Genomic DNA, 22,261 nt, shown 5'->3' with positions numbered 1-22,261 from the left:
CCGCCGCCGCCTCACCCCTTGAAGCCGAGGACCAACACCGTGATGTCGTCGGCCTGGGGGGCTTCGCCGGCGAAAACACGCACGTCGGCCATGAGCGCCTCGCCCACGGCTCGGGCCCCGCGTCCGCCAAGGCCGGCCGCCACCCGCAGCAGGCGGTCGTTGCCGTAGAATCCGCCCTGGGCGTCCATGGCCTCGTTCACGCCGTCGGTGTAGACCAGCAAGGAATCTTCCGGCTCCAGGGTCAGGCGCATGTCCGCATAGGGGGCGTCGTCCATGACGCCCAGGAAAATCCCCTTGGGCACATCCAGCAAGCCGGCCCGGCCGCGGCGCACCAGCACCGGCGGGTTGTGCCCGGCGTTGGAGTAGGTCAGCTCTCCGGTGGAAAAGTCGAAAAGCCCCAGAAACATGGTGACGAACAGCAGGGCTTCGTTGTCCACGGCCAATTCGTTGTTCACCCGGGCCAAAATGGCCGCGGGCGTGCTTTCCGCTTCGGCGATGCCCTTGACCAGGGTTTTGGTCACGGCCATGAACAGTGCCGCCGGCACGCCCTTGCCCGACACGTCTCCCACCAGGAACAGAAGCCTTCCGTCGGCCAACAAAAAGAAGTCGAACAGGTCGCCGCCCACCTCCAGGGCCGGCTCCAGCTCCGCGTGCAGATCGAACCGCCCGATCTCGGGAAAGGGCGGAAAGCGCTTGGGCAGAAAACTCATCTGGATGGTGCGGGCGATCTTGAGCTCCGACTCCATGCGCTCTTTCGCCTTGGTGGTTTCGGTGAGGTTGGCGATGTAGTCCTTGAGGGCCAGACGCATTTCCTCGAAGCTCCTGGCCAACTGTCCCACCTCGTCGCTCGATCCGTTCACGGGCAGGGGCGCGTCCAGATCTCCCCGGGCGATCTGGGCCGTGCGGCCGGCCAAGGCCTTGAGCGGTCGGGTGATGCCCGAAGACACCGCCACCACCGCCACCACCAGAAGCCCCAGCCCGCAGAACACGATGCCCGCCACCTGGCGGCCCAGGCGATCCAGGTCTTCGAAAAGTTCGTCCTCGGGCAGCACCAGCCCCATGGACCATCCCGTGCCCGGCACCGGCGCGTAGGACAGCCACGCGCCCCGTCCCGTCACGAAATCGGGCAGGCGCACGAATCCCTGTCCGCCCCGGATCATGTCCTGTCCGATGCGCCTGAGCGCCGTGTCGCCGGCCGCCTCGGCCATGCTGAAAATGCTTTCACGCATGATGCGGTCCTGGTCCGGGTGGGAAACGAACACCCCGTTGCGACTCAGAAGAAAGGCGTACCCCGTGCGCTCCACCTGAATGGAGCCCACCAGGGACCGCAGCCAATTCAGCGACAGGTCGGCCGTCACCACGCCCAGAAAGGTTTTCTTGTCGTTTTCGACGTGAAAAAACGGCACGCTGTAGGTGCTCATGACCACGCCCCCGCCACCCTCGTCGAAATAGGGCTCGCTCCACTGGGGGGTTCCCAGTTCGCGTGGGATCAGAAACCAGTCCGCCGAGGGGTAGCCGTAGGCCTTGCCCAGGTTGGCGTATTCCACGCCGTCCTTCTTGCGAAAGGCGTAGGGCGAAAAATACGGCTCGGACCGGTCGTAGGCCCCGGGATCGTAGGCCACGCAGGCCCCGTACACGGCCCGGTTGAAAAAGATAAAGCCCGTGAGGTCGCGCAATACGGTCTGGCGCGAGGGTTTGGACTTGGCGTAGGAGGCGGCCAGAAGGCCGGGAACCTCCTCCACCGAAGCCAACGTGGACCGGATGCGGCCGATGCCGGCCTGGGTGAGGTTGTGGGCGTTCGCGGCCGCGTCGTTCAGGATGGTCTGGCGCGAGGAGTGGTACGAATAGGCGAAGGCCCCGAGAAAGATGCCCGCGGTGCAGGCCAGGGTGAGCAGCGAGAGCTTGAAGGCCAACCCTCGCGAGCGCGGGGCCTTAACGGATGTCGGCATGAAACTCCTCGTAGGTCACGGGGCGCGCCAGGAGCCCGGCCTGGCGCAGGGCCCGGGCCATGGTGTCGAACTCCTGGCGGGACAGGGGACCGGGCCCGGAAGCGCCTTCCCGGGGGGCCATGGCCTCGACCAGGCGCCCCAGCATCCACTTTTGGTGCATGCGGTTGGTGGGCAGGTTGGCGGCGCGCACCCGGTCCATGACGATGTCCAGGGCCTCGTCGGGGTGGGCGAAGACGTACAGCCAGCCTTCGAGACTGGCTTCGGTCACGGCCCGGCAGAGTTCCGGGTCGCTGGCCAGCGTCGCGTCCAGGCAGTAGAGGCCGTCTTCGGGAAAGTCGAACCCGTAGTCGCGCAGCGGAAACACGATGAGATCCTTGGGGTCCAGGCCGGAGTTCAGCAGGGTGTGGTACTCGTTGTAGTACATGGCGCAGGCGGCGTCCGTTCCGCCACGCAAAAACAGATCCACGCTGTAGGCCTGGGGCAGGTGGACGACCGTGACGCCGTGCCGGGCGAAAAAGGCCTCGGCCTGCAGGCTGAACTCCTTGCCCCACAGGCTCACCCGCTTGCCCTGGAAATCGGCCGGGCTCTTGATGCCGCTTGCGGCCCGGGCCACGAGGAGCAGGGTGGAGCCGCGCATGATCTGGGCCAGGTTGACCAGGGGCAGGCCGGCGGCGCGCTCCTTGAGGGCGGTGGACAAGAACAGAGTGCCGAACTGGGCCCGGCCCTCGGCCAGGAGCCTGGAGGGGGGATTGTACGGCCCACCGCGCAGGATGGTCATGTCCACTCCGTGGGCGGCGTAGAAGCCCTTGGCCTTGGCCACGTAATAGCCGGCGAACTGGGCCTGGGGCTCCCACTGGGGGATGAGCGTGGCCTTCTTGAGTTCGCCCGCCAAGGCCCCGGAGGCGGCCCACAGGGCCGAAACCAGGAGCAGCATGAAAACGATGAGACGTCGCCGTGAGGACATGGAGCGCACTCTAGCCAACGCGCCGGGCTTTGGGAAGACGCGACGGGCCACGACCCTCGACCGCGCGATTGCCCGGGAGAGGACTTTCGGGCTACCGTGGCGCGAACGCGCCCCCGAGCGGCGCACCCCAACCCGGAGACCGCCATGCCCGCGCCCTGGATCGACATCTCCCGCCCGGTATTTTCGGGCATGTCCGTTTGGCCCGGCGATCCGCCCACCACGCTCGACCGGTTCCTGGACCAGGCCCGGGGCGATCCCTGCACCGTGACCGCGCTGGGCATGAGCGCGCATTCCGGCGCGCATGTCGAAGCGCCCCTCCACTCCCTTGTCGCCGGGGCGAACATGGACTCCTGGCCCTTTGAAACCGGCATCGGCCGGGCCCGGGTGGTGGCCCTGGAACACGTGGAGGCGATCACCGAGCGGGAACTGCGGCCGCTACGCCCCCGCCGGGGCGAACGTCTGCTCTTCAAGACGGCCAATTCCGCCGCCCCGGTCCCGCGCCGGGCCTTTACCCCCGCCTACGTGGCCCTGACCCCGGACGCCGCCCGGTTTCTGGCCCGACGCCAGGTGCGCCTTGTGGGAATGGACGGGCCCTCGGTGGGGCCTTTCGACGAGCCGGAAGCCGCGGTCCACCGCGCCCTGCTGCAAGCCGGCGTCTGGGTCCTGGAAAATCTCGATTTGAGCGCCGCCCCTCCCGGCCCGGTCGAACTCGTCTGCCTGCCCCTGCGCCTGGCCGGAGCCGAAGCCGCTCCGGCGCGGGCCGTGCTGCGGCCGCTTGCGCCCCGCCTCCGCCGGGGGTGACGGCGTCGCGGCCTCACCGGGGCGTCTCGCCAGCGGGAAGGCCTGCGCGCCGCTTGGCAAGGACCGGACGCCCATCGCGCCCGCGCGGAGAAATCGCGCAACCGCCCGGGGAGCAAGCGACTTTTCCCGCTCTTTAATTGACACAACATCTGCATACTCGTATGAATAAAATTGGTCTCTCACTTGGTGTTTCAACCGTCTTGAATTCCAGGGAAGGCGCCACGGCGTGAATTTCCCGAGCGAGCGGACCATGAAACTGTCACGGTATATTCCCTTCCTCATATTGGCCGCCTTTGTCGCGGCCGGGGCGCTTTATTGGGAATACGCCACGCAAGACCAATCCCTGGCGCGAGTCCGCAGCACCCGCTCCCTGCGCATCGGCTACGCGGTGGAAGCCCCCTACGCCTTTCTCACCGCCGACGGGGAGGTGACCGGACAGTCGCCCGAACTGGCCAGGCAGGTATGCGCCGCGCTGGGAGTGGAGCGCATCGAATGGCGTCTGGCGGAATTCGGCTCGCTTCTCGACGAACTTGAAAACAGCCGCGTCGACGTGATCGCCGCCGGAATGTTCATCACCCCGGCCCGGGCGGAGCGGGTGGCCTTTTCCGAGCCCTTCTTCCATGTGCGCCAGGGGCTTCTCGTCGCCGCGGGTAACCCCCTGCGGCTGCACGACTACACCAAGGCCGTCAGCCTGACCGGGGCGCGCATCGCGGCCCTGACCGGTTCGTTCGAAATCCAGTTGCTCGAACGCCTGGGGCTTCCCCAGTCCCGCCTGCTCCACGTTCCCGACGCCCAAACGGGCCGCGCCGCCGTGGAGTCCGGCCTGGCCGACGCCCTGGCCCTGTCCTCGGTCACCATCGCCTGGATGGCCACGCGCGACCAGTTGGGCAAGACCGAAATGGCCGACCCCTTCGAACAACCCAACTCCGACCTGACCGGCGCGGCCGGGTACGGGGCCTTTGTATTTCGCAAAAAGGACAAGGCCCTGCTCAAGGCCTGGAACGCCGCCCAGAGCCCCCTGGTACGCGCTCCCGAATATCTCGCCCTTATCAAGCGGTTCGGGTTTTCCCCCGGCGAATTGCCAGGAAACGTCAGCGTAAAGGATGTACTCGCCAGGTGAACGCCATTTCCTCTCCTCCCTCTGCACGGTCCCTGACCCAACGACTGCTCGGCGGAAGGGTGGAGATGTGGGCCACGGTGTTCTTGTCGTTCGCGGTGTGCGCCAGCCTGGCGTTCATTCATGTGCGCCATCACAACATCCTGAACGAAGTCTCCAGGCGGCTCGATACCCTGCGCAGCGCGCGCATCGACCTGGCCAACGGCTTCCTGAGCGCCATCTTGGCCGACGAGGAGCGCTCCCCCTTCCAGAAAGACCAGGGGCTGGCCCTGCTCAAGCAGGCCCTGGACTCCTTCGAGGGCTCCATGGCCGAATACCGGGACCAGGACCCGGAAGCCGCCCTGCGCTTTCGGGCCAGCATCGACCTCTTCAACCTGAACCTGGGCGAATGGAAAAAAGCCGGCACCACCCGGGTGGCCAAGGAAGCCGCCCTGCGCATCGCCTTTCACGATCTCGAACGCCAGGCCGACCGCATCGACGCCCACACCAGGAGCCGCCTGCGTCAGCTTTCCTCCCGCCTGGACGAGGAGTTCTTCTTTTCCCTGATCGTGGCGGCGGCCCTGCTCACGGGGCTGGGAATCCTGGTGTTCACCGCGGGACAGGCCAGACGGGAGGCCGAAGAGGCCCGCCAGGCCCTGGCCGAACGCCACGAGATCACTCTGCGCAGCATAGGCGACGGCGTGGTGGTCACGGACGCCCTGGGCAAGGTGGAGCTGCTCAATCCCGTGGCCGAAGAGCTTACCGGCTGGTCGGACGGCGAGGCCCGGGGGCGGCCGTTGAGCGACGTGTTCCTCATCCGCAACGAAAGCGACGGCCGGACCGTGGAAAATCCCGTGGACCGGGTGATCCGGGAGGGATTCGTGGTCGGCCTGGCCAACCACACCCTGCTGGTCTCCCGCCAGGGCGTGGAACACCCCATAGCGGACAGCGCCGCGCCCATCCGCATCGCGGACGGGACCATCATCGGCGTGGTGCTGGTCTTTCGCGACCAGTCGGAAGAAAAGCGCTACCAGTTGGCCCTCAAAGAAAGCGAACTGCACTACCGCACCCTGGCCGACAGCGGACGCGCCCTCATCTGGACCTCGGGCACCGACAAGCTTTGCGACTACTTCAACCAGCCCTGGTTGCGTTTCACCGGACGCGACCTGGACCAGGAACTGGGCGACGGCTGGCTGGACGACGTGCATCCCGACGACCGGGAACGCTGCCTGGCCCGCTACGGGGCGGCCTTCGACAGCCGCGCGCCCTTCTCCCTGGAGTACCGGCTGCTGCGCGCGGACGGCTCCTACCGCTGGATCGTGGGCGACAGCGCCCCCCGCTACGACACCAACGGCGAATTTCTGGGCTACATCGGCCACTGCATCGACATCACCGAGCGTCGCCACGCCGAACTGGCCCTGCGCGAAAGCGAAGAGCGCTTCCGCACCCTGACCGACAGCGCGCCCGAGGGCATTTTCGTCGAGGCGGACGGAACCTTCGTCTACGCCAACGAGGCCGCCGCCCGGCTGTTCCGGGCCCAGACCCCGGCCAAGCTCATGGGCTCCCCGGTCCTGGACCGTTTCCATCCCGAACGGCGATTTTCCGTGGGCGAAATCCTGCGCGTGGCGAGCGGGGAACGCCGCCCCCTGCCTCCGGCTTCCGAGGTGGTCATGTCGCCCGAGGGACAGGCGATCGAGGTCGAATTGACCGCCGTGCCCTTCACCATCAACGACCGGAGCTGCTGCCTGGTCTTTTTCCACGAGACGGGCGAGCTCAAACGCGCGGCCGAGGCCATGCGCAAGGCCAAGGAGGCCGCCGAATCCGCCAACCTGGCCAAGTCCGAATTCCTGGCCAACATGAGCCACGAAATCCGCACGCCCCTGAACGGCATCCTGGGCATGCTCCAACTGATGGGCACCACGGAACTGGACGCGGAACAAAACGAATACCTGTTGTCGGCCATCCAGTCCTCGCGCCGGCTGACAGGGCTGCTCTCCGACATTCTGGACCTTTCGCGCATCGAGGCGGGCAAGCTCGCCATCCACGAAACCGACTTCGCCGTGGAGGACCTGCGCACCGCCGTGCTGGAGCTTTTCTCCCTGGCGGCCGAAACCAAGGGCCTTGGCCTGAGTTTCTCCATCGACGAACAGGTGCCCCGCAGGCTTTGGGGCGACGAAACCAGGCTGCGCCAAGTGCTTTTCAACCTGGTGGGTAACGCCGTGAAGTTCACCGAGCACGGACAGGTGCGGGTGGAGGTCATGGCCCTGGAACCCGGGAACTTCATCCATTTTCGCCTGCTCTTCATCATCGTGGACACCGGCATCGGCATCGCCGACGAACAGCTCAAGAGCGTGTTCGAGCCCTTCGCCCAGGGGGAAGGGTCCTATCGGCGGCGCTTTCAAGGCGCGGGGCTTGGCCTTTCCATCGTGCGCAAGCTGGTGACCCTCATGGGCGGAGAGCTTTCCATCGACAGCACCCTCGGCCAGGGCACCACGCTCTATCTCTCCCTGCCGTTTCGCCCCCCCGGAGGCGAAGCCGCGCCCCAAGAGGCTTCCCAGACTCCGGCTCAGGCCAACACCGGCGAAAAGCCGCACGTGCTCGTGGCCGACGACGACTGGATAAGCCTGACCACCTGCCGCAAGATGCTCGAAAAAGCCGGTTTCACCACCGTGGGCGTCCAAAATGGCCAAGAAGCGCTCAAGGCCCTTCCCGCCCAGCACTTCGACCTGCTGCTGTTGGACGTGCAGATGCCGGTGATGGACGGCATCGAAGTCAGCCGCGCGGTTCGCGCCGGGCAGACCTCCTGCGCCCGGGACACCCCCATCGTGGCCATGACCGCCTACGCCATGAGCGGCGACCGGGAAAAATGCCTGCACGCGGGCATGAACGATTACGTGTCCAAGCCCGTGGACATGACCACTCTGCTTGCGGTCATCGACCGGGTGTTGTCCGCCCGGGACAAGACCGCCCCGCCGAGCCAAACGTAAGGCCCGACCAGCGAGCGCCCCGCAACCCCTTTCCACTCCTTGCTTCCTGCGCGTTTGTCTACCGATAGGTTGCCGATAGGCTGTCTCTTCTGCCGCCCCGTCGGCCGGTCCCGGAGCGGTCCGAAGCCCGATTGCGCCGCGTTTTTCTCCCCCAGCGACCGCACAACTGGTGCGTTTTTCCCGGCCTTCGGCACCGGGAAACAGGCCGCGATTTCCGGGAGTTTTTCCCAAGAGTGTAAAAACGGTTGAGCCCGGACGGCTCGTTTGCTACCTGCCGGGAACGGCGTCGCCTGTCGCGGGCCCCAGCAGGCCATGCGGCCGGCTGGCGGCCGCCGTTCCCGGCCGAGCGCGCCAACCGAACAGGACACCTCATCATGCGTCTTCATCGAATCGTTTTCGCACCCCTCGCCGCCGGGCTCTGTTTCCTGGCGTCCGGGGCCGCCACGGCCTTGGCCCAAAACCCCGACGCCCACCATCTGGCCGAAACCGTCGGGACCAGCCTGGGCCTGGTCTGGGTCGCGCCCTTCGCGGGCATGCTGCTTTCCATCGCCGTGTTTCCCCTGGCCGCCCCCCACTTCTGGGAGCGCCACTACGGCAAGGCGGCCGCCTTCTGGGCCCTGGCCTATCTGGTCCCCTTCGCCGTGACCCACGGCGTCTCCCTGGGGTTGTACCAGGTGGCGCACACGGTGCTGACGGAATACCTGCCCTTTATCATTTTGCTGCTGACCCTGTTCACCATCGCCGGGGGCGTGTGCCTCACCGGCTCCCTGGTCGGACGCCCCCTGGTCAACACCGGCATGCTGCTCCTGGGAACCGCCCTGGCCAGTTGGATGGGCACCACGGGCGCGGCCATGCTGCTGGTGCGGCCGCTGCTGCGGGCCAACGCCGCCAGACGCCACAAGGCCCACACCCTGGTGTTCTTCATCTTTCTCGTGGCCAACATTGGCGGGTGCCTGACCCCGTTGGGCGATCCGCCACTTTTTCTGGGTTTTCTCAAGGGCGTGTCCTTCTTCTGGACCACGACGCACCTCTTCGCGCCCTTCGCCCTGGTGGCCTCCATTCTTCTGGCGCTGTACCTGGCCCTGGACAGTTGGTTGTACGCCAGGGAACGCAAGGCCGCGCGATCCGAATCCCCCCCCGAAACCCAGGCCCCAAGCGAACCCGCGGCGAAACCCGAAAAGCTGCGCCTGGAAGGGGCCAAGAACCTTCCGCTTCTGCTTGGCGTGGTCGCCGCGGTGCTCATGAGCGGCATCTGGCGTCCCGACGCCGGGCTGACCGTGTTCCATGTGCGCCTGGAGGCGCAAAACCTGTTGCGCGACGCCATCCTGCTCGTTCTCACCGGAGTGAGCCTGCGTATCACGGACCAGGCCGTCCGGCGCAAAAACGCCTTCGACTGGGCCCCCATCCTGGAAGTGGCCAAGCTCTTCGCGGGCATCTTCCTCTCGATGATTCCGGCCATCGCCATCCTCAAGGCCGGGCCGGACGGCGCGCTGGCCCCCCTGGTGGCCCTGGTCAGCGACGGCGGCAAGCCGCTTCCGGCCATGTACTTCTGGCTCTGCGGCGGACTGTCGAGCTTTCTTGACAACGCGCCCACCTATCTCGTCTTTTTCAACACCGCCGGCGGCGACGCCCAGGCGCTCATGACCCAAGCCGGCGTGCTCTCGGCCGTTTCGGCCGGGGCGGTGTTCATGGGGGCAAACTCCTACATCGGCAACGCCCCCAACTTTATGGTGCGCAGCATCGCCGAGTCGGGAGGGGTCAAGATGCCCAGCTTTTTCGGATATATGCTCTGGTCTGGCGGAATACTCGTCCCGTGTTTTCTGCTGACCGCCTACGTGTTTTTCCGGTAACCGCACCGGCCCAGGGCCGGAGGAGGACGCCATGATCAGGCTCGAACGGGTTCTGGCCCCGGTGGACGGTTCGCCGTCCTCGATAAACGCCGTGAAATACGCGACCAATCTGGTCGCGCCGTGGAAGGCCACGCTTTACCTGCTGCACGTCTGGCATCCCCTGCCCATGAGCATCGGCGGCGATCAGGCCGAAACCCTGCGCCGCGAACACGAGGCGGAAGCCATGGCCCTGCTGGATAAGTGCCGGACCATGATCGAACCCTGCAGCATTCCGGTCGAGCGCCTGGCCCGTCCCGGCCGGGCGGAATACGTCATCCTGGACATCCAACAGGAATACGACTGCGACCTCATCGTCATGGGCTCGCGCGGGCTGACCCCCCTGCAGGGCTTTTTCCTGGGCAGCGTGGCGGTCAAGGTGCTGCACGGCGCAACGTGCCCGGTGCTGGTCACCCGCTCCCTGCGGGACAAGTATCTGGTGGGTTCCTGCACGACCCCGCAAGGTCCCGACGCTTCATAAGCCCAGCCGCGGCGCGCCCCGAAAGACGCCCGCGTCCGGAAACGTCGCGCTTCGGGCTCGCCGGCAAAACGCGAAGCAACGGCCGGCCCGAAGCGAAGTTCGCCTCCGTCGGGGGGGGGGGCGTTTTCGAAGCGGGCGCTGCCAGCGGGCCTTTGCGATGGAGCGCAATGCAACTTTTTTGCATAAACCGCCCGGCCTCCTCCCTGTCCGAAAACAGTCCGCCACCCCGGCCAAGCCCGCCTCCAGGTCGCATTCAACCCGCGCAAATTCTATCCAAAAGAGAAAAAACTGCCCATCCGACATCGCATGCTCGCCAGCGGTAAACACCTTCGCGATTCACGGTTACCCATGCCGTCCGACCGTAGAAGACCGTGCTTTTCCCCTCGCTGGCGTTGACGCCATGCCCCCTAGCACGTACCACATACAAGCGTGTAGCGTTGCCTGATCGCCCGTTCCACGCAATCGCCTCATTCTCCGGTCGGAGTCTCACAATGGAAGAGCGCGCCCCGAAAGCCAGGAACAAAAGCATCTCCTTGCAATTGGCCTTGACGCTGCCCTTCATGCTTCTGGTTTTGTGCTGCTCAAGCGTTATCGGCTGGTTTTCCTTCAACAGCGGACGCAAAGCCGTCCTCGACGTCGCGGACCAACTCCAGGCGGAGGCCCTGCACCGCGTGGAAGACCAGTTGCGCTCCTCGCTCGAAATCCCCCATCAAGTGAACGCCTGCTGCGCCCAGTCCCTCAAGACCGGAGTGCTCGACCTCCAGGACGCCCGTCTGCGGGGGCGGTTTTTCTATGGAGTGGTCGCCACCCACCCCCGCATCGCCTATGCCTATTTCGGTTCCGCGAACGGCGAGTTCGAAGGAGCCAAGCGCCTGCCGGAAAACGGCATCGAACTCGTCCACGCCGGCGCCGACACCGGGGGAGTCCTGGTGCTCCACCGCGCCTCGGCCCTGGGCGACCCGCTGGAGCCCGCCACGGCCTCCACGGCCTTCGACCCCGCGACAAGCCCCTGGTATCAGGCCGCCGCCCGGTCCGTCGGGCCGGCCTGGAGCCCGGTGCGCCACCGCTACGACCTGGGCGATCTGACCATTACCGCCACCCTGCGGGTCAACGACGCAAAGGGAAAACTCGCCGGGGTTTTCGGGGTGGACTACTCGCTCGACAACCTCAACCGCGCGCTCAAGACCTTCAATCTCGGCCCCTCGGGCGAAGTCTACCTCATGGAGCGCTCGGGCCAGCTCCTGGCCACGCTCTCGGGCGGCCCCCAGGACGTGCTGGTCAAACGCGAAGACCGGCTGGAACGCGTGACCGCGCAGGACTCCAACCTGCCCAAGGTCGCGGCCAGTTCCCGCCTGCTGGCCGACCTGCCCGGCGGATTGTCCGCCATCGTGGGCGAACGCTCCGACACCTTCATCCTCAACGGCCAGCGCCAGTACCTCCAGGCCAGGCCCTTTTCGGACGGCCTGGGCGTGGATTGGCTCATGGTGGCCGTGGTGGCCGAAAAGGACTTTCTCGGCGGCATCGACAGCAACATCCGCCAGACCGCGTTGCTGCTCATGGCCGCCGTGCTGGTGATCGTGCTCGTGGGCATGCGCATCGCCACGCTGCTGTCGCATCCGGTGGAACGCATGGTCGAAACGGCCAACGCCCTTTCCCACGGCAACTGGGACGTGGACATCAAGGCCCCGCCCACCCGGGAGCTGGGCAGCCTGGCCCTGGCCCTGGATTCCATGGCCCGCCAGCTCAAGGACTCCTTCGAGCGGCTCAAGGACCAGAACGCCGTCATCGCCTCGCACAACCGCTCCCTGGAAGAAGCCGTGGCCAGGCGCACCGCCGAACTCAACCTGCTGCACGAACGCCTGCGCGGGATGTTCGAGGCCATTCCCGGCTTTATCCACGTCATCGACAAGAACTTCGAGCTGGTGGACATCGGCGACAAGACCCTCGCCGCCATAAACCGCCCCCGCGAGGAGGTGCTGGGGCGCAAGTGCTACGAAGTCTTCCACGGCATCGACGCGGTGTGCCCCCACTGTTTCCTGGCCGACGGCAGGAACCGGCTCGACGTTTCGGTCCGGCCCTCCCTGCCGGAAGAGGAGTCGCTTTTCGGTTGCTCGTTCATGGCGTATTCGGCCCCCATCCGGGGTTCGGACGGCAAGATATGGGGATACATCGAATGCCTGATGGACGTGAGCGCCCTGCGCGCCACCGAACAGGAGCTCATGGCCGCCAAGGACCAGGCCCTGGACGCCGTGCGGGCCAAGAGCGAATTCCTGGCCAAGATGAGCCATGAAATCCGCACTCCCATGAACGCCATGCTCAACATGACCCTGCTCACCCTGGACACCCGGCTCACCGCCCAACAGCGGGAATGGCTGAGCTCGGCCAGACGGGCCGCCGAGCACCTCAAGGGACTCATCGACGATATTCTCGACTTCTCCAAAATCGAAGCCGGCCGCCTGGAGCTTTCCCGCCAGGTCTTCGACCTCCCCCGGCTTCTGCGCTCCCTGGCCGTCATGTACGCGGACATGGCCAAACGCAAAGGGCTCACCTTCGAGGTGCTGGTGGACGTCTCCCTGCCCAGGGCGGCGGAAGGCGATCCCAAACGGCTGCGCCAAGTGCTCCACAACCTGCTCAGCAACGCCATGAAGTTCACGGAAAAGGGCGGACTGCGACTCACCGCCACCCAGACTTCCCCCGCGGGAACGGTCGCGGACCGGTCCTACAAGGCCTTCACCCTGTCGATCTGCGTGAAGGACACGGGCATCGGCATCCCCGAAGAACTGACCCCGGCCATCTTCGGCCTGTTCGAACAGGCCGACTCCTCCATCAGCCGACGCTTCGGCGGCACCGGGCTGGGACTGGCCATCAGCCGCGAGCTGGCCCAGCTCATGGGCGGCGACATCACCGTGCAAAGCGCCGTGGGCAAGGGCAGCACCTTTTGTTTCACGGCGGTGCTTGAAACGGGCGACGAGACCCTCCTGCCCGCTCCGGCCGCTCGCCAGCCCTCGCCCACGGCCCGGCAGGCCCACGACATCCTGGTGGTCGAAGACAACGTCGAAAACCAGAAAGTGGCCCTGGCCCTGCTGACCAAACTGGGCCAGCGCGCCACCCCGGCCATGAGCGGACGCGACGCCCTGGAGCTTTTGCGCGCCCGACTCTTCGACCTGGTGCTGATGGACGTGGAAATGCCCGGCATGGACGGCTTCGAGACCACCCGGCGCATCCGACGCGGAGAGGCCGGCAAGGAAGCCAGCCCGGTTCCCATAGTGGCCATGACCGCGCATGTGCTTTCCGGCTACCGGGAAAAATGCCTGGTGGCGGGCATGGACGGCTACATCCCCAAACCCGTGGAAATGGCCCAGCTTGCCGAACTGGTGAGCGGACTGGTCCCGAAACGCTCCGGCCCCCCCCAGCCCGTGCGGGGCCCTGCGGAACCGGCGCTCCTGGATCGCGAAAGCGCCGTGGCCCGGCTGGACGACGAGCAGTTGTACCGCGAGATCGCCGAATCCCTGCTTTCCGGGCTTCCCTTCCGCCAGGCCGATCTGCGGCGGACCCTGGCCGGAGGCCTGCGCGAGGAGTTCGGCCGCGCGGTCCACACCCTCAAGGGGCTGCTGGGCACCGTGGGCGCCATGCGCGCCGCGGAAATGGCCCTGAGAGTGGAAGCCCTGGCCCAACCGGGCGAGGTGAAGGAGCTGGAAACCCTGCTCGACCGCCTGGACCAGGAACTCGACCTGGTGCAAGAGGCCCTGCGGGAGGCGCTGGGCCAGAGCTGACCGGTTTCGCCACGGGAAAAAGCGGAAACCCGGCGCGCCAGGCCGGCGCGCCGGGGCGATCGTCAGGACCTTACGGGCAGGGTATGGCTTCGTACACCGTCGAGCCGTTCTTTATGACTTCCCGATAGCACTTGGATTCCACCCTATAGACCGTGTGCCCGGACGAATTGGCAATGGCTATGGCCGTGGCGGGCAAAACCGTGAGCATGGCTCCCAAGGCCACACCGGCGGCCACGCCCGAGACGGGCGGAGGGCCGTAGTAGCCCGGGGCCACGGGAACCGGCACGACCACGGGGGGACGCCGATAGCCCGGCGGCGGAGGCGGCGGAACCACCCGCCCGCGCGGAGCGGCCACAACCCCGCCGCCCGGTCCGCGCGCGGCGGCCGCACCGCCCGGCATGCGCGCGGCGGCCGCACCGCCCGGCATGCGCACGGCTGCCGCTCCACCCGGAGCGCGCACGGCGGCCGCCCCACCCGGAGCGCGCACGGCGGCTCCTCCCCTGGCGCCCACGGCAACGGAACCGCGCGGCGTGTAGGCCACCGATCCGCGCGGCCCGGAAGCCGCTCCAAACCCCCTGGCGGCGCCGGACGACGGGACCAGCCAATCCCCCAGCAGGGTCATCGCCACGGTCAGGCTCACGACCAGGGCCAGGGAGGCCCATCGCGTAACCCCCGGCAGCATGCGGGACCTCATGCGATCACCTCCCCTTCTTCTTGGCCTTTTTGGCCTGCTTGGCCGGGCCGGTGATGACGGCGTCGTCCCGATTGAATCCTTCGCCGGGCTTGTAGACGAAGGTCTCGGCCGGGCTCTCGTCGGACTGCCAGCCGGAAAAGACGGCCACGAACTGCGGCGCCATGGGCAGGCCCTTTTCGGTGATGAGAAACTGGAGGGGCAATCCGGTCTTTTCGCTGTCGATCCAAATCTGCCAGTCCACGTCCTTGTCCTGGAAGAACAGGTGATCGCATACCACGCCGTTCACCTTGGATTTTCCGATGTAATACGCGGCTTCATAGGTGAGCGTCTGGCAGGGGTTGCCCGACAGCAAGTCGCCCAGGGGCGCTTCCAGCCCGTATTGCCGGGCCAGCTCGTTGAGCAGGGCGTCCGTATCGCCGGTAAAGTTCAACTGTCCGTAGACCTTGCGGTCCGGCAGGGCCAGGATGAAGGTTTTGCCGTCGTACACGGTTTCGGCCATCAGGTCGTCGCCGTTGGTCACCACCCGGAAAAATCCGGGCCGCTTGGCCGTGATCTCCATGTCACGGGCGAAGCGAATCTTGGAGCCGTCCCGGTACACCTTGTCCAGGGTCACCAGCGCGTGGACCTTGAAGCCCTTGAGCTCGGTCAGGGCCTTGCAGGTTTTTTCCAGCAGGGCCACGGCCTTTTCATGGGTGTCGGAAACGGATTTGGCCTGGGCTTTGTGTTTGGCGGCCAAGCCGGGACCGGGCAGCGCCAGAAGCGCGGCCAGGGCCAAGCCGAAAAGCATGGGGACGAAACGCGAACGCATTGCCTGCCTCCAGGGCTAAAAGGTGAAAATAACCGCCGGTGCGGAAGCCGATTGAAAAAACGCTACCAGACCGTGCGCAGATTTCAACGCATTTTCCGTCCGGGGCCGCCAGCCTCCCGCCACCGCCGTGCGCCCGCCCGCGCTCGGTCATGCGGGGGTCGGATTGTCGCACACATAGTGTCCGATGGAGCAGGTGAAGCGGTATTTGTCTCCCCGGTGCAGGGCGCGGGAAAATTCCACGGCCCGCCCCTCGTCATTGAAGACCACGCTTTCCACCCAAATGCAGGGACAGGTCTCGGCTATCTGCAACAGCTCGGCTTCGCGCCGGGTGGGCAGCACGGCCCCGATTTCCTGACGGGAATGGATGAGGTGCATGGGATAGACCCGGCCCACCACGTCGTAGAGTTGCACGTCCAGACGATGTTCGAGAATGCCCGGGAACAGCTCGGCCGGCAGGCGCGAGCGTTCCAGCACCAGGGGCACGCCGCTGGCCAGCATGAGCCGGTAAAGCGACACCACGGGATCGCCCGGGGAAAGCCCCAGGTTTTCGGCCTCCTCCTGCGAGGCCGGCATGATGGCGGCCTCCAGGGTGACGTAGCGGGGCTCGAGCCCGGCCCCCACGATGTCGGCGTGATAGGTGGTGATGTTTTCCAGGGCGCGGGTGAGCACCGGGCTTTTTTCCGACAGCAAAAAGGTGCCCCTGCCCCGTTTGCGCACGAGAATATGGTCCCCCACCAGCTTGTCGATGGCCTGGCGCACGGTCATGCGATGTACGCCGAACATGCGGGCCAGTTCGCTTTCGCCCGGGATCTTGTCGCCGGGGCGAAACGTCTTTCCGGTGATCTGGGCGGAGAGCCACTCGTAAATGACTTGATACTTGGGTTTTGCGGCCATGTGCTTCTCGCGGCGCTTGCGGGGGGGCGGCCTTGCGCCGCATACGGCCCGGAGTTTCCGGCTGTTTCCAACCGGAGGTGCGGATCGCCTGTCCCATCTTGGGACACGGTGACCGAAAAATGAAAAAATATCAATTTTGAAAAGAACTTGACAAGCGAAGCGGCCGACGACTAGCCATGTCTAGACAAAGTACGAAAACCGCCGAAGACGCGTCAAGTCCGGCGCGCCCCTTCGGCAAACCCGCCGCCTTCCCCCCGAACGCGGCCGACCGCAGGAGCCCGCACCATGCCCCATGCCGCCAAAGACCCCGCGGCCTTCATCGCCGCCGACCGCGCCCACGTCTGGCATCAACTCTCCCAGCATCAGCCCTTCGCCGACAAGCCGCCCATGATCGTGGCCGAGGGGAAGGGCCTTCGCATCAAGGACATCCACGGCAATGAATACCTGGACGCCACCTCGGGCGGGGTCTGGTGCGTCAACGTGGGGTACGGGCGCGACCGCATCGCCGACGCCGTTTGCGCCCAGCTCAAGAAAATGCCCTATTACGCGGCCAGCGTGGGCAACCTGCCCTTTATCGAGCTGGCTGAAATGTTGGCCCCCCACATGCCCGGACTGACCCGCACCTATCTTTCCAACAGTGGATCCGAAGCCAACGAAAAAGCCTACAAGATGGTGCGGGCCATGGCCCACCTCACCGGCAACACGTCCAAGAAAAAGATTCTCTACCGCAACCGTGACTACCACGGCACCACCATAACGGCCCTCTCCAGCGGCGGACAGTACGAACGACGCGACTGGTTCGGCCCCTTCACCCCCGGATTCGTGGAGTTTCCCCACGCCTGCTGCTACCGGTGCGCCTTCAACAAGACCTATCCCGGCTGCGACCTCGACTGCGCCCGGTCCGTGGAGCGCATCATCCTGGCCGAAGGCCCCGAAACCGTGGGCGGCCTGATCGTGGAACCCATCACGGCCGGAGGCGGCATCATTCCCCCGGTGGCGGAATACTACGACGTGCTCGCGGCCATCTGCGCCAAGTACGGCGTGCTGCTCATCCTCGACGAGGTGGTGTGCGGCATGGGTCGCACCGGAACCATGTTCGGCTATCAGCACTACGGCGTGGCGCCGGACATCGTCACCATGGCCAAGGGTGTGGCCAGCGCCTACATGCCCATAGCGATCACCGCGACCACCGAAGCCGTGTTCCAGGCCTTCGTCAACGATCCCTCCGACAAGCTGGCCTATTTCCGCGACATCAGCACCTTTGGCGGCTGCGCCGCGTGCTGCACCGCCGCGGTGGAGAACCTGAAGATCATCGAGGAAGAAAACCTGCTCCAGCGCGTCACCGAGAAGGGACGCTCGCTCAAGGCCGCGCTGGAAGAACTGCTCTCCCTGCCGGGCGTGGGCGACGTGCGTGGCAAGGGGCTGTTGTGCGGGGTGGAGTTCGTGGAGGACAAGGCCACCAAAAAGCCCCTGGCCGAGGCCAAGGTGGCCCGCATAGCGGCCGAAGCCGCAGGACACGGGGTGCTGGTGGGCCGGGCCAACCGCTCCCTGCCGGGCATGAACAACTTCATCACCCTGGCCCCGGCCTACGTCATCACCCAAGACGACATCGAACGCATCGTGAACACCCTGCGGGACACCATCCTGAAGGTTTTGGTCTGATCGAACCGCTCGACAATCCGGGCCAAGACTTGCCACCGCGCGCGCCCGCGGGTACAATTTGCAAATCCGTTGCAAAATCTGCCACGCGGGCCCGTGCGGTCCGCCCGTGCGCGGGGCCGTCCCGGCAAGGACGCCCCGCCCCACTCCTTTCCACCTCGCGCCGGCCTGGCAGGGGCTTTCGCGATCCACGACCCGAGAGGACACCATGAGCAAATCGACTCCCTTCGCGGCGGAAAAAGCCACCGGAGAACGCTACGCCTGCGGACGCCCGCAAGACCGCCAGGTCCAGGACATTTTGGCCTACGGCAACCACGGGGCAAGCCCTGTTTTGCGAGCCGGCGCCTTGGCCGCTCACGACATCGTCGCCCCCAAGCCGAAGGCGGAAAACGGCGTCTTTTTCGGCTGCTATCGGCCTTTCACCACACCGTATTGGCTTCAGGCCGCCCTGGGCTGTCTCGACCTGCTGGGTGTTTCCAACACGTTTTTCGACAAGGAATACTGCTGCGGCCTGCCCCTGATCATGCAAACCGTGGGCGAAGACCAACAGGCCGCGCGAGCCGCGTGTCGCGAGTTCAACCGGCTCAACACCGAACTGGCCGAGTCCAAGGGCGCGTCCACCCTGGCCTACTGCTGCGTGGGCTGCGCCTATACGGCCAAGGGGGTTGCGGCCGATCCCGACCGCCATGTCTACATCCTGGACCTCATCGCCCAGGCCATGCCCACGATCCCCGTGCGCACCGACCCGGCGCGCTTCGCCTACTTTGAAGGCTGCCACGTGTTCTACCGCGAACAATTCCCCGGCGTGGACTTCGATTGGCCGGCCTATCGCACCATGTTCGACGTTTTCCCGGACTTCGACGTGGTGGACCTGCCCAACTCCCTGTGCTGCAAACGCGCCGGCGACGCCATCATCGACAAGGCTCTTGAACAGGAGGTGACCACCCTGGTCTGCGCCTGTCCGGGCTGCGCCGCGGGACTGCGGGAAAAGGGACGTCCCAAGGGCGTGCGGGTTAAAACCGTGACCGAAACCCTGCTGGCGGGATTGCAGGCGGGATTGTAAGCGCAAAAAGCGGAGGGACAAACGCACGAGCCCGGAGAGGGGGCCTCCCCCTGGGAGCGCCAAAAAGATTTTTGAGGCAACCAACGATTTATCCGTTGACATCCCCCCTCTCCAGGCTTAACAAATTTCCCTCACGCGTCGGGATGTAGCGCAGTCTGGGAGCGCACCTGAATGGGGTTCAGGGGGTCGGAGGTTCAAATCCTCTCATCCCGACCACAAATTTCCCCAAAAATTGGGCGGTTAGCATGAAAAATTGCTGACCGCCCATTTTTCGTTTTCAGGGGGCCGGGTTGTCTGTTGTGTTGGCTGACCGTTGGCCTTTCTGTTGGTTTTGGGGAATGCGTTTTGGGAATGGTTGTGAAATGATGAACTTGCAGTGATATAGGGCTATTACACAAGTGCTCTATATTGTTTAATATATTTAGTTAGAGTTGCCCGCTTGAGTCAAATCGTTTGGTTTCCCTTCCTGCACTTTACTGAAATCGTTTGGTTTTGATGGCCTGTTGGAGCTGTTTCCGTATGCGCAGGTGGCTGCGCTAATAAAATCTTATAGAATTTTGTATCCACTAGATTCTTGCCATGCAGCTACAAGCTTAAAAAGGTTGGTTTTTTCAAAATGAAGCTTTTCATATCCTATCCTTAAAATACGATGTATATTGTCTACGCAAACAGATTTACTGTCCGCACTCCCAAGAAGTTTGCGAAGAGAGCGTGATACTGTCCAGCATAAGTCATGACCATTGCAAAGATGTCTGCGGTCATGCTTTTTAGATAGTATTTTGTAAATTTCCTCTTTGACAACCGCGCTGTCAAAACTGCGTTTTTCAGAGGCATTAAATACCGATGCTATTAGCCGTATAAGGTCACAGGATAAATCCGAGGAAGATATAAATTTATATTCCGTACTGGGAAGCCTTTTGAATGTTAAATTCTCTCCACTTTTCATTGACCATAGTCTAAAAGCTCCGATTATTTGTGCCGCTCCATACAACAAGTCTTTCAAAGAACATTTGCATATTGATAGTGCTTGGTCTATCTTTTTGCTGCTGCCATACTCGTCATAAAGTTTATTAAGGGCAGGGCTCTCAATTAAATATATTTCAGCATCATGATAGTCAGTATTCAGGATGTTATTGCATTCATAATGCGTTGGTTCATATATAGCAGAAAAATCTGCGTCAATAATGCAAAGAACTCCTTCTACGGAATCCATATTGATAAGTTTGGTCGCAGAAATAGCGTTTTCTTTTCCACATGCAACAATTATTGAACATTCCCCGGTATCAATTAATTTTTTATAAAATTTAGAATCTGCATCTCCTTCAACTACTAATATTGTGCCAGCATGGGCATCTCTTTCCAATAGTATCTGCGAGGCGACGGTATCAGGGGTTATTTCAGTGTCAACGGTGTCAGTCATCATCTATAGCCCCAGGCCTACTCTTAAGTCGCGCCGGTCATTAATTATCTGCGGTGAATGTGTGGCCAATAACACACGCATTTCATTGGCAGAAATAATTTCGAGCAAGTCTGGGACGAACTGCTTTTGCCATCCAACATGAAGAGATAACTCTGGTTCGTCAATTAGAAGCAAAGTGTTCGCACCCATTTTAAATATTATTTCATAGAAAAGAACAATCTCGTGCTGTTCTCCTGATGATAATTGATTTAAATTGATAGGTTCTCCAGTCATTGTCTCTACAATAAAGCCTTTGTTCCTGTCACATTTAATCTTTTTCTTTGCGCCATCCATTCGCTGCATTAAAAATTTTCCATTTATAATGTTTAAAAAAACGGACACCTTTTTGAATAAAGAGTCAAATATCTCTAATTTTGAAAAATTATCTTCAACATAAACCTGTAATACGTTTAATGTGCTGTTGTCAGCATGGCCTATTGCGATGGGAACGTATCCTTCTGAAGAGTCCAATATGCCAGCTTCAACAAGCTTAGATCTTTTTTCTTCAAGTCTCTGTATTTGGCCTTGAATGTCGATCGGGCTCCCATTGGGTATTGATCTTGTAGAAAGTTCAATAACCCGCTGCGGAAAAGTTCTGTCCCTTTCTTGCGATTTATTTGTAAATTCAGCCAATTGCTCCTGAATCTTTTCGCGAAGATCAACGGCCTGGCCTTCAACTACGGCTATTGAGGCTGGCCTTGGCGAAACTGCACCCCGAATGCGACGCGGAGAAAAGTCGAGAAGTCTTTGTGTTTCAATAAATCTGCAATCTATAGAATTGATTGTTGCTGTTAGCCACTCGGGCGGAGCGTTCTTTCCTGAGTGCTCTATGTCATCTCTCATTGAATACTTGATATACATATTGTCTGACTTGATTGCGCCACCATAAATATTGAAAACATCATCAATGTCTAATCGAATGTTTCTGATAGTGTCTAGCCATTTGTGTGGCCCAACCCTCTCTAGGCTGGGAATTATTTCCTCAATAATTTCTAAAGGGAACTGTCTTCGTATTCGTGTGTTCAGCTTGTGTTTATACTCTTCACTTTTTGCGCCACCTATCTCGAGTATAAACTTCAATTCTGAACATTGCTTGCCATCATTTCTCTGAATCACTTTGATTGTTGACCCGTCGTCAAACAACAAAGAGATTGATTCATACGGCGTATCCATAAGCGCTCTAAAGTTTGTCTGGAAAAACGCATTTATAATGCGTAGAATTGCTGTTTTTCCGTAACCATTTGGTGCTGTGATTATTGTTACACCATCTATTTGATTTAAGTCTATAGTATGGTCAAATGACTTGAACAGTTTGAATACATTAAATTTTACAAGATGCTTTGACATTATAGGCTCCTGCGTGCTCACTATTGTGAAAGATAGTCCTAGCCAAAGAAACAGCCCCACCCATCCTCTTTGATCACGCTCAAGAACTCCTCAACAGTCTTCACCTCAGGACAAGGCTCATAGCGGGTCCATTTTAGATTTCCCCGCATCCAGTAGACTTTCCAGGTCTTCGACTTCTTCACGTATGCAGCCTTGGCGACCATGCCCTCGATCAATTTGCCCTTCTGCATGAAATGAGGGCGGATTTCGAAAAGCTCTATGGTCTGCTTCGCCTGGTCCACCCGGAATCCCCAGCGGAGCTGGTCGCGGATGTCGGGAGGCGGGCCGTGGTCCTCGCAGAACTTCTGGAGAAGTTTCTCCAGGCGAGCATGTTCGAATTCGCTTATGGGCATTGGTATCA

Annotated in this window: 16 protein-coding genes and 1 tRNA gene; 9 read left to right on the top strand and 8 right to left on the bottom strand. The window is 62.6% G+C overall.

Going from position 1 to position 22,261, the window contains the following annotated elements:
* Positions 1-11 precede the first annotated feature (11 nt).
* Both ACYQ01_RS12345 and ACYQ01_RS12340 read right to left on the bottom strand, forming a co-directional pair.
* Entirely contained in the window at positions 12-1,949 is a 1,938-nt protein-coding gene (locus tag ACYQ01_RS12345) for a SpoIIE family protein phosphatase (RefSeq protein ID WP_459934161.1), read from the bottom strand.
* On the bottom strand, positions 1,933-2,913 hold the full coding sequence (locus ACYQ01_RS12340) for an ABC transporter substrate-binding protein (protein WP_459934160.1): 981 nt from the start codon (positions 2,911-2,913) through the stop codon (positions 1,933-1,935). Before ACYQ01_RS12340 ends, ACYQ01_RS12345 begins: the two co-directional genes overlap by 17 nt.
* A 144-nt stretch (positions 2,914-3,057) precedes the next feature.
* Here ACYQ01_RS12340 and ACYQ01_RS12335 point away from each other — a divergent pair, with 144 nt between their 5' ends.
* From ACYQ01_RS12335 to ACYQ01_RS12310, 6 genes are all read left to right on the top strand, one after another.
* A complete protein-coding gene (locus ACYQ01_RS12335; RefSeq protein ID WP_459934159.1) occupies positions 3,058-3,714 on the top strand; it encodes a cyclase family protein in 657 nt (218 codons plus the stop codon).
* A 250-nt stretch (positions 3,715-3,964) separates the two neighbouring features.
* Positions 3,965-4,834, top strand: a complete 870-nt coding sequence (locus tag ACYQ01_RS12330) for a transporter substrate-binding domain-containing protein (RefSeq protein ID WP_459934158.1) — start codon at positions 3,965-3,967, stop codon at positions 4,832-4,834.
* The gene (locus tag ACYQ01_RS12325; RefSeq protein ID WP_459934157.1) at positions 4,831-7,797 is read left to right on the top strand and encodes a PAS domain S-box protein; all 2,967 of its coding nucleotides are present in this window, start codon (positions 4,831-4,833) and stop codon (positions 7,795-7,797) included. The genes ACYQ01_RS12330 and ACYQ01_RS12325 overlap by 4 nt, the downstream gene beginning before the upstream one ends.
* Positions 7,798-8,171: 374 nt before the next feature.
* The gene (locus ACYQ01_RS12320) at positions 8,172-9,647 is read left to right on the top strand and encodes a sodium:proton antiporter (protein ID WP_459934156.1); all 1,476 of its coding nucleotides are present in this window, start codon (positions 8,172-8,174) and stop codon (positions 9,645-9,647) included.
* Positions 9,648-9,678: 31 nt separating this feature from the next.
* Positions 9,679-10,164 (top strand): universal stress protein, encoded by a 486-nt coding sequence (locus ACYQ01_RS12315; protein WP_459934155.1) that lies wholly within the window; start codon positions 9,679-9,681, stop codon positions 10,162-10,164.
* Between the two features lie 491 nt (positions 10,165-10,655).
* On the top strand, positions 10,656-13,937 hold the full coding sequence (locus tag ACYQ01_RS12310; RefSeq protein ID WP_459934154.1) for an ATP-binding protein: 3,282 nt from the start codon (positions 10,656-10,658) through the stop codon (positions 13,935-13,937).
* Positions 13,938-14,007: 70 nt separating this feature from the next.
* Here the strand turns inward: ACYQ01_RS12310 and ACYQ01_RS12305 are convergent, their stop codons facing one another.
* The 3 genes from ACYQ01_RS12305 to ACYQ01_RS12295 all read right to left on the bottom strand — a co-directional run bounded on the left by ACYQ01_RS12305 (position 14,008) and on the right by ACYQ01_RS12295 (position 16,333).
* On the bottom strand, positions 14,008-14,631 hold the full coding sequence (locus ACYQ01_RS12305) for a hypothetical protein (protein ID WP_459934153.1): 624 nt from the start codon (positions 14,629-14,631) through the stop codon (positions 14,008-14,010).
* 4 nt (positions 14,632-14,635) lie between these two features.
* On the bottom strand, positions 14,636-15,439 hold the full coding sequence (locus tag ACYQ01_RS12300; RefSeq protein WP_459934152.1) for a DUF2092 domain-containing protein: 804 nt from the start codon (positions 15,437-15,439) through the stop codon (positions 14,636-14,638).
* A gap of 147 nt (positions 15,440-15,586) precedes the next feature.
* Positions 15,587-16,333 carry a GntR family transcriptional regulator gene (locus ACYQ01_RS12295; protein ID WP_459934151.1) on the bottom strand — a complete coding sequence of 249 codons (747 nt, stop codon included), beginning with the start codon at positions 16,331-16,333 and terminating at the stop codon, positions 15,587-15,589.
* Between the two features lie 285 nt (positions 16,334-16,618).
* Here ACYQ01_RS12295 and ACYQ01_RS12290 point away from each other — a divergent pair, with 285 nt between their 5' ends.
* The 3 genes from ACYQ01_RS12290 to ACYQ01_RS12280 all read left to right on the top strand — a co-directional run bounded on the left by ACYQ01_RS12290 (position 16,619) and on the right by ACYQ01_RS12280 (position 19,271).
* Positions 16,619-17,995 carry an aminotransferase family protein gene (locus tag ACYQ01_RS12290; RefSeq protein ID WP_459934150.1) on the top strand — a complete coding sequence of 459 codons (1,377 nt, stop codon included), beginning with the start codon at positions 16,619-16,621 and terminating at the stop codon, positions 17,993-17,995.
* Between the two features lie 205 nt (positions 17,996-18,200).
* The gene (locus ACYQ01_RS12285) at positions 18,201-19,055 is read left to right on the top strand and encodes a heterodisulfide reductase-related iron-sulfur binding cluster (RefSeq protein ID WP_459934149.1); all 855 of its coding nucleotides are present in this window, start codon (positions 18,201-18,203) and stop codon (positions 19,053-19,055) included.
* 139 nt (positions 19,056-19,194) lie between these two features.
* Positions 19,195-19,271: transfer RNA gene (locus tag ACYQ01_RS12280), tRNA-Pro, on the top strand.
* A 331-nt stretch (positions 19,272-19,602) separates the two neighbouring features.
* On the opposite strand, the gene ACYQ01_RS12275 is transcribed toward ACYQ01_RS12280, so the two are convergent.
* From ACYQ01_RS12275 to ACYQ01_RS12265, 3 genes are read right to left on the bottom strand one after another with little or no spacing between them, the layout of a single operon-like run.
* Positions 19,603-20,478: a DUF4435 domain-containing protein gene (locus ACYQ01_RS12275; protein WP_459934148.1), complete on the bottom strand. Its 876-nt coding sequence runs from the start codon at positions 20,476-20,478 to the stop codon at positions 19,603-19,605.
* Positions 20,479-21,861, bottom strand: coding sequence for an AAA family ATPase (locus ACYQ01_RS12270; protein WP_459934147.1), 1,383 nt, complete (start codon positions 21,859-21,861; stop codon positions 20,479-20,481).
* Positions 21,862-21,899: 38 nt separating this feature from the next.
* On the bottom strand, positions 21,900-22,253 hold the full coding sequence (locus ACYQ01_RS12265) for a DUF3024 domain-containing protein (protein WP_459934146.1): 354 nt from the start codon (positions 22,251-22,253) through the stop codon (positions 21,900-21,902).
* Positions 22,254-22,261 lie beyond the last annotated feature (8 nt).

This window comes from Fundidesulfovibrio butyratiphilus (assembly GCF_054657235.1).
Note: the sequence above shows the minus strand (reverse complement) of the source record. Positions and strands in the feature narration are given on the sequence as shown.

What these genes read in the sequence shown, in the direction of transcription:
- ACYQ01_RS12345 (WP_459934161.1), bottom strand. Translation starts at nt 1,949, where the DNA reads ATGCCGACATCCGTTAAGGCCCCGCGCTCGCGAGGGTTGGCCTTCAAG.
- ACYQ01_RS12340 (WP_459934160.1), bottom strand. Translation starts at nt 2,913, where the DNA reads ATGTCCTCACGGCGACGTCTCATCGTTTTCATGCTGCTCCTGGTTTCG.
- ACYQ01_RS12335 (WP_459934159.1), top strand. Translation starts at nt 3,058, where the DNA reads ATGCCCGCGCCCTGGATCGACATCTCCCGCCCGGTATTTTCGGGCATG.
- ACYQ01_RS12330 (WP_459934158.1), top strand. Translation starts at nt 3,965, where the DNA reads ATGAAACTGTCACGGTATATTCCCTTCCTCATATTGGCCGCCTTTGTC.
- ACYQ01_RS12320 (WP_459934156.1), top strand. Translation starts at nt 8,172, where the DNA reads ATGCGTCTTCATCGAATCGTTTTCGCACCCCTCGCCGCCGGGCTCTGT.
- ACYQ01_RS12315 (WP_459934155.1), top strand. Translation starts at nt 9,679, where the DNA reads ATGATCAGGCTCGAACGGGTTCTGGCCCCGGTGGACGGTTCGCCGTCC.
- ACYQ01_RS12310 (WP_459934154.1), top strand. Translation starts at nt 10,656, where the DNA reads ATGGAAGAGCGCGCCCCGAAAGCCAGGAACAAAAGCATCTCCTTGCAA.
- ACYQ01_RS12305 (WP_459934153.1), bottom strand. Translation starts at nt 14,631, where the DNA reads ATGAGGTCCCGCATGCTGCCGGGGGTTACGCGATGGGCCTCCCTGGCC.
- ACYQ01_RS12300 (WP_459934152.1), bottom strand. Translation starts at nt 15,439, where the DNA reads ATGCGTTCGCGTTTCGTCCCCATGCTTTTCGGCTTGGCCCTGGCCGCG.
- ACYQ01_RS12295 (WP_459934151.1), bottom strand. Translation starts at nt 16,333, where the DNA reads ATGGCCGCAAAACCCAAGTATCAAGTCATTTACGAGTGGCTCTCCGCC.
- ACYQ01_RS12290 (WP_459934150.1), top strand. Translation starts at nt 16,619, where the DNA reads ATGCCCCATGCCGCCAAAGACCCCGCGGCCTTCATCGCCGCCGACCGC.
- ACYQ01_RS12285 (WP_459934149.1), top strand. Translation starts at nt 18,201, where the DNA reads ATGAGCAAATCGACTCCCTTCGCGGCGGAAAAAGCCACCGGAGAACGC.
- ACYQ01_RS12275 (WP_459934148.1), bottom strand. Translation starts at nt 20,478, where the DNA reads ATGATGACTGACACCGTTGACACTGAAATAACCCCTGATACCGTCGCC.
- ACYQ01_RS12270 (WP_459934147.1), bottom strand. Translation starts at nt 21,861, where the DNA reads ATGTCAAAGCATCTTGTAAAATTTAATGTATTCAAACTGTTCAAGTCA.
- ACYQ01_RS12265 (WP_459934146.1), bottom strand. Translation starts at nt 22,253, where the DNA reads ATGCCCATAAGCGAATTCGAACATGCTCGCCTGGAGAAACTTCTCCAG.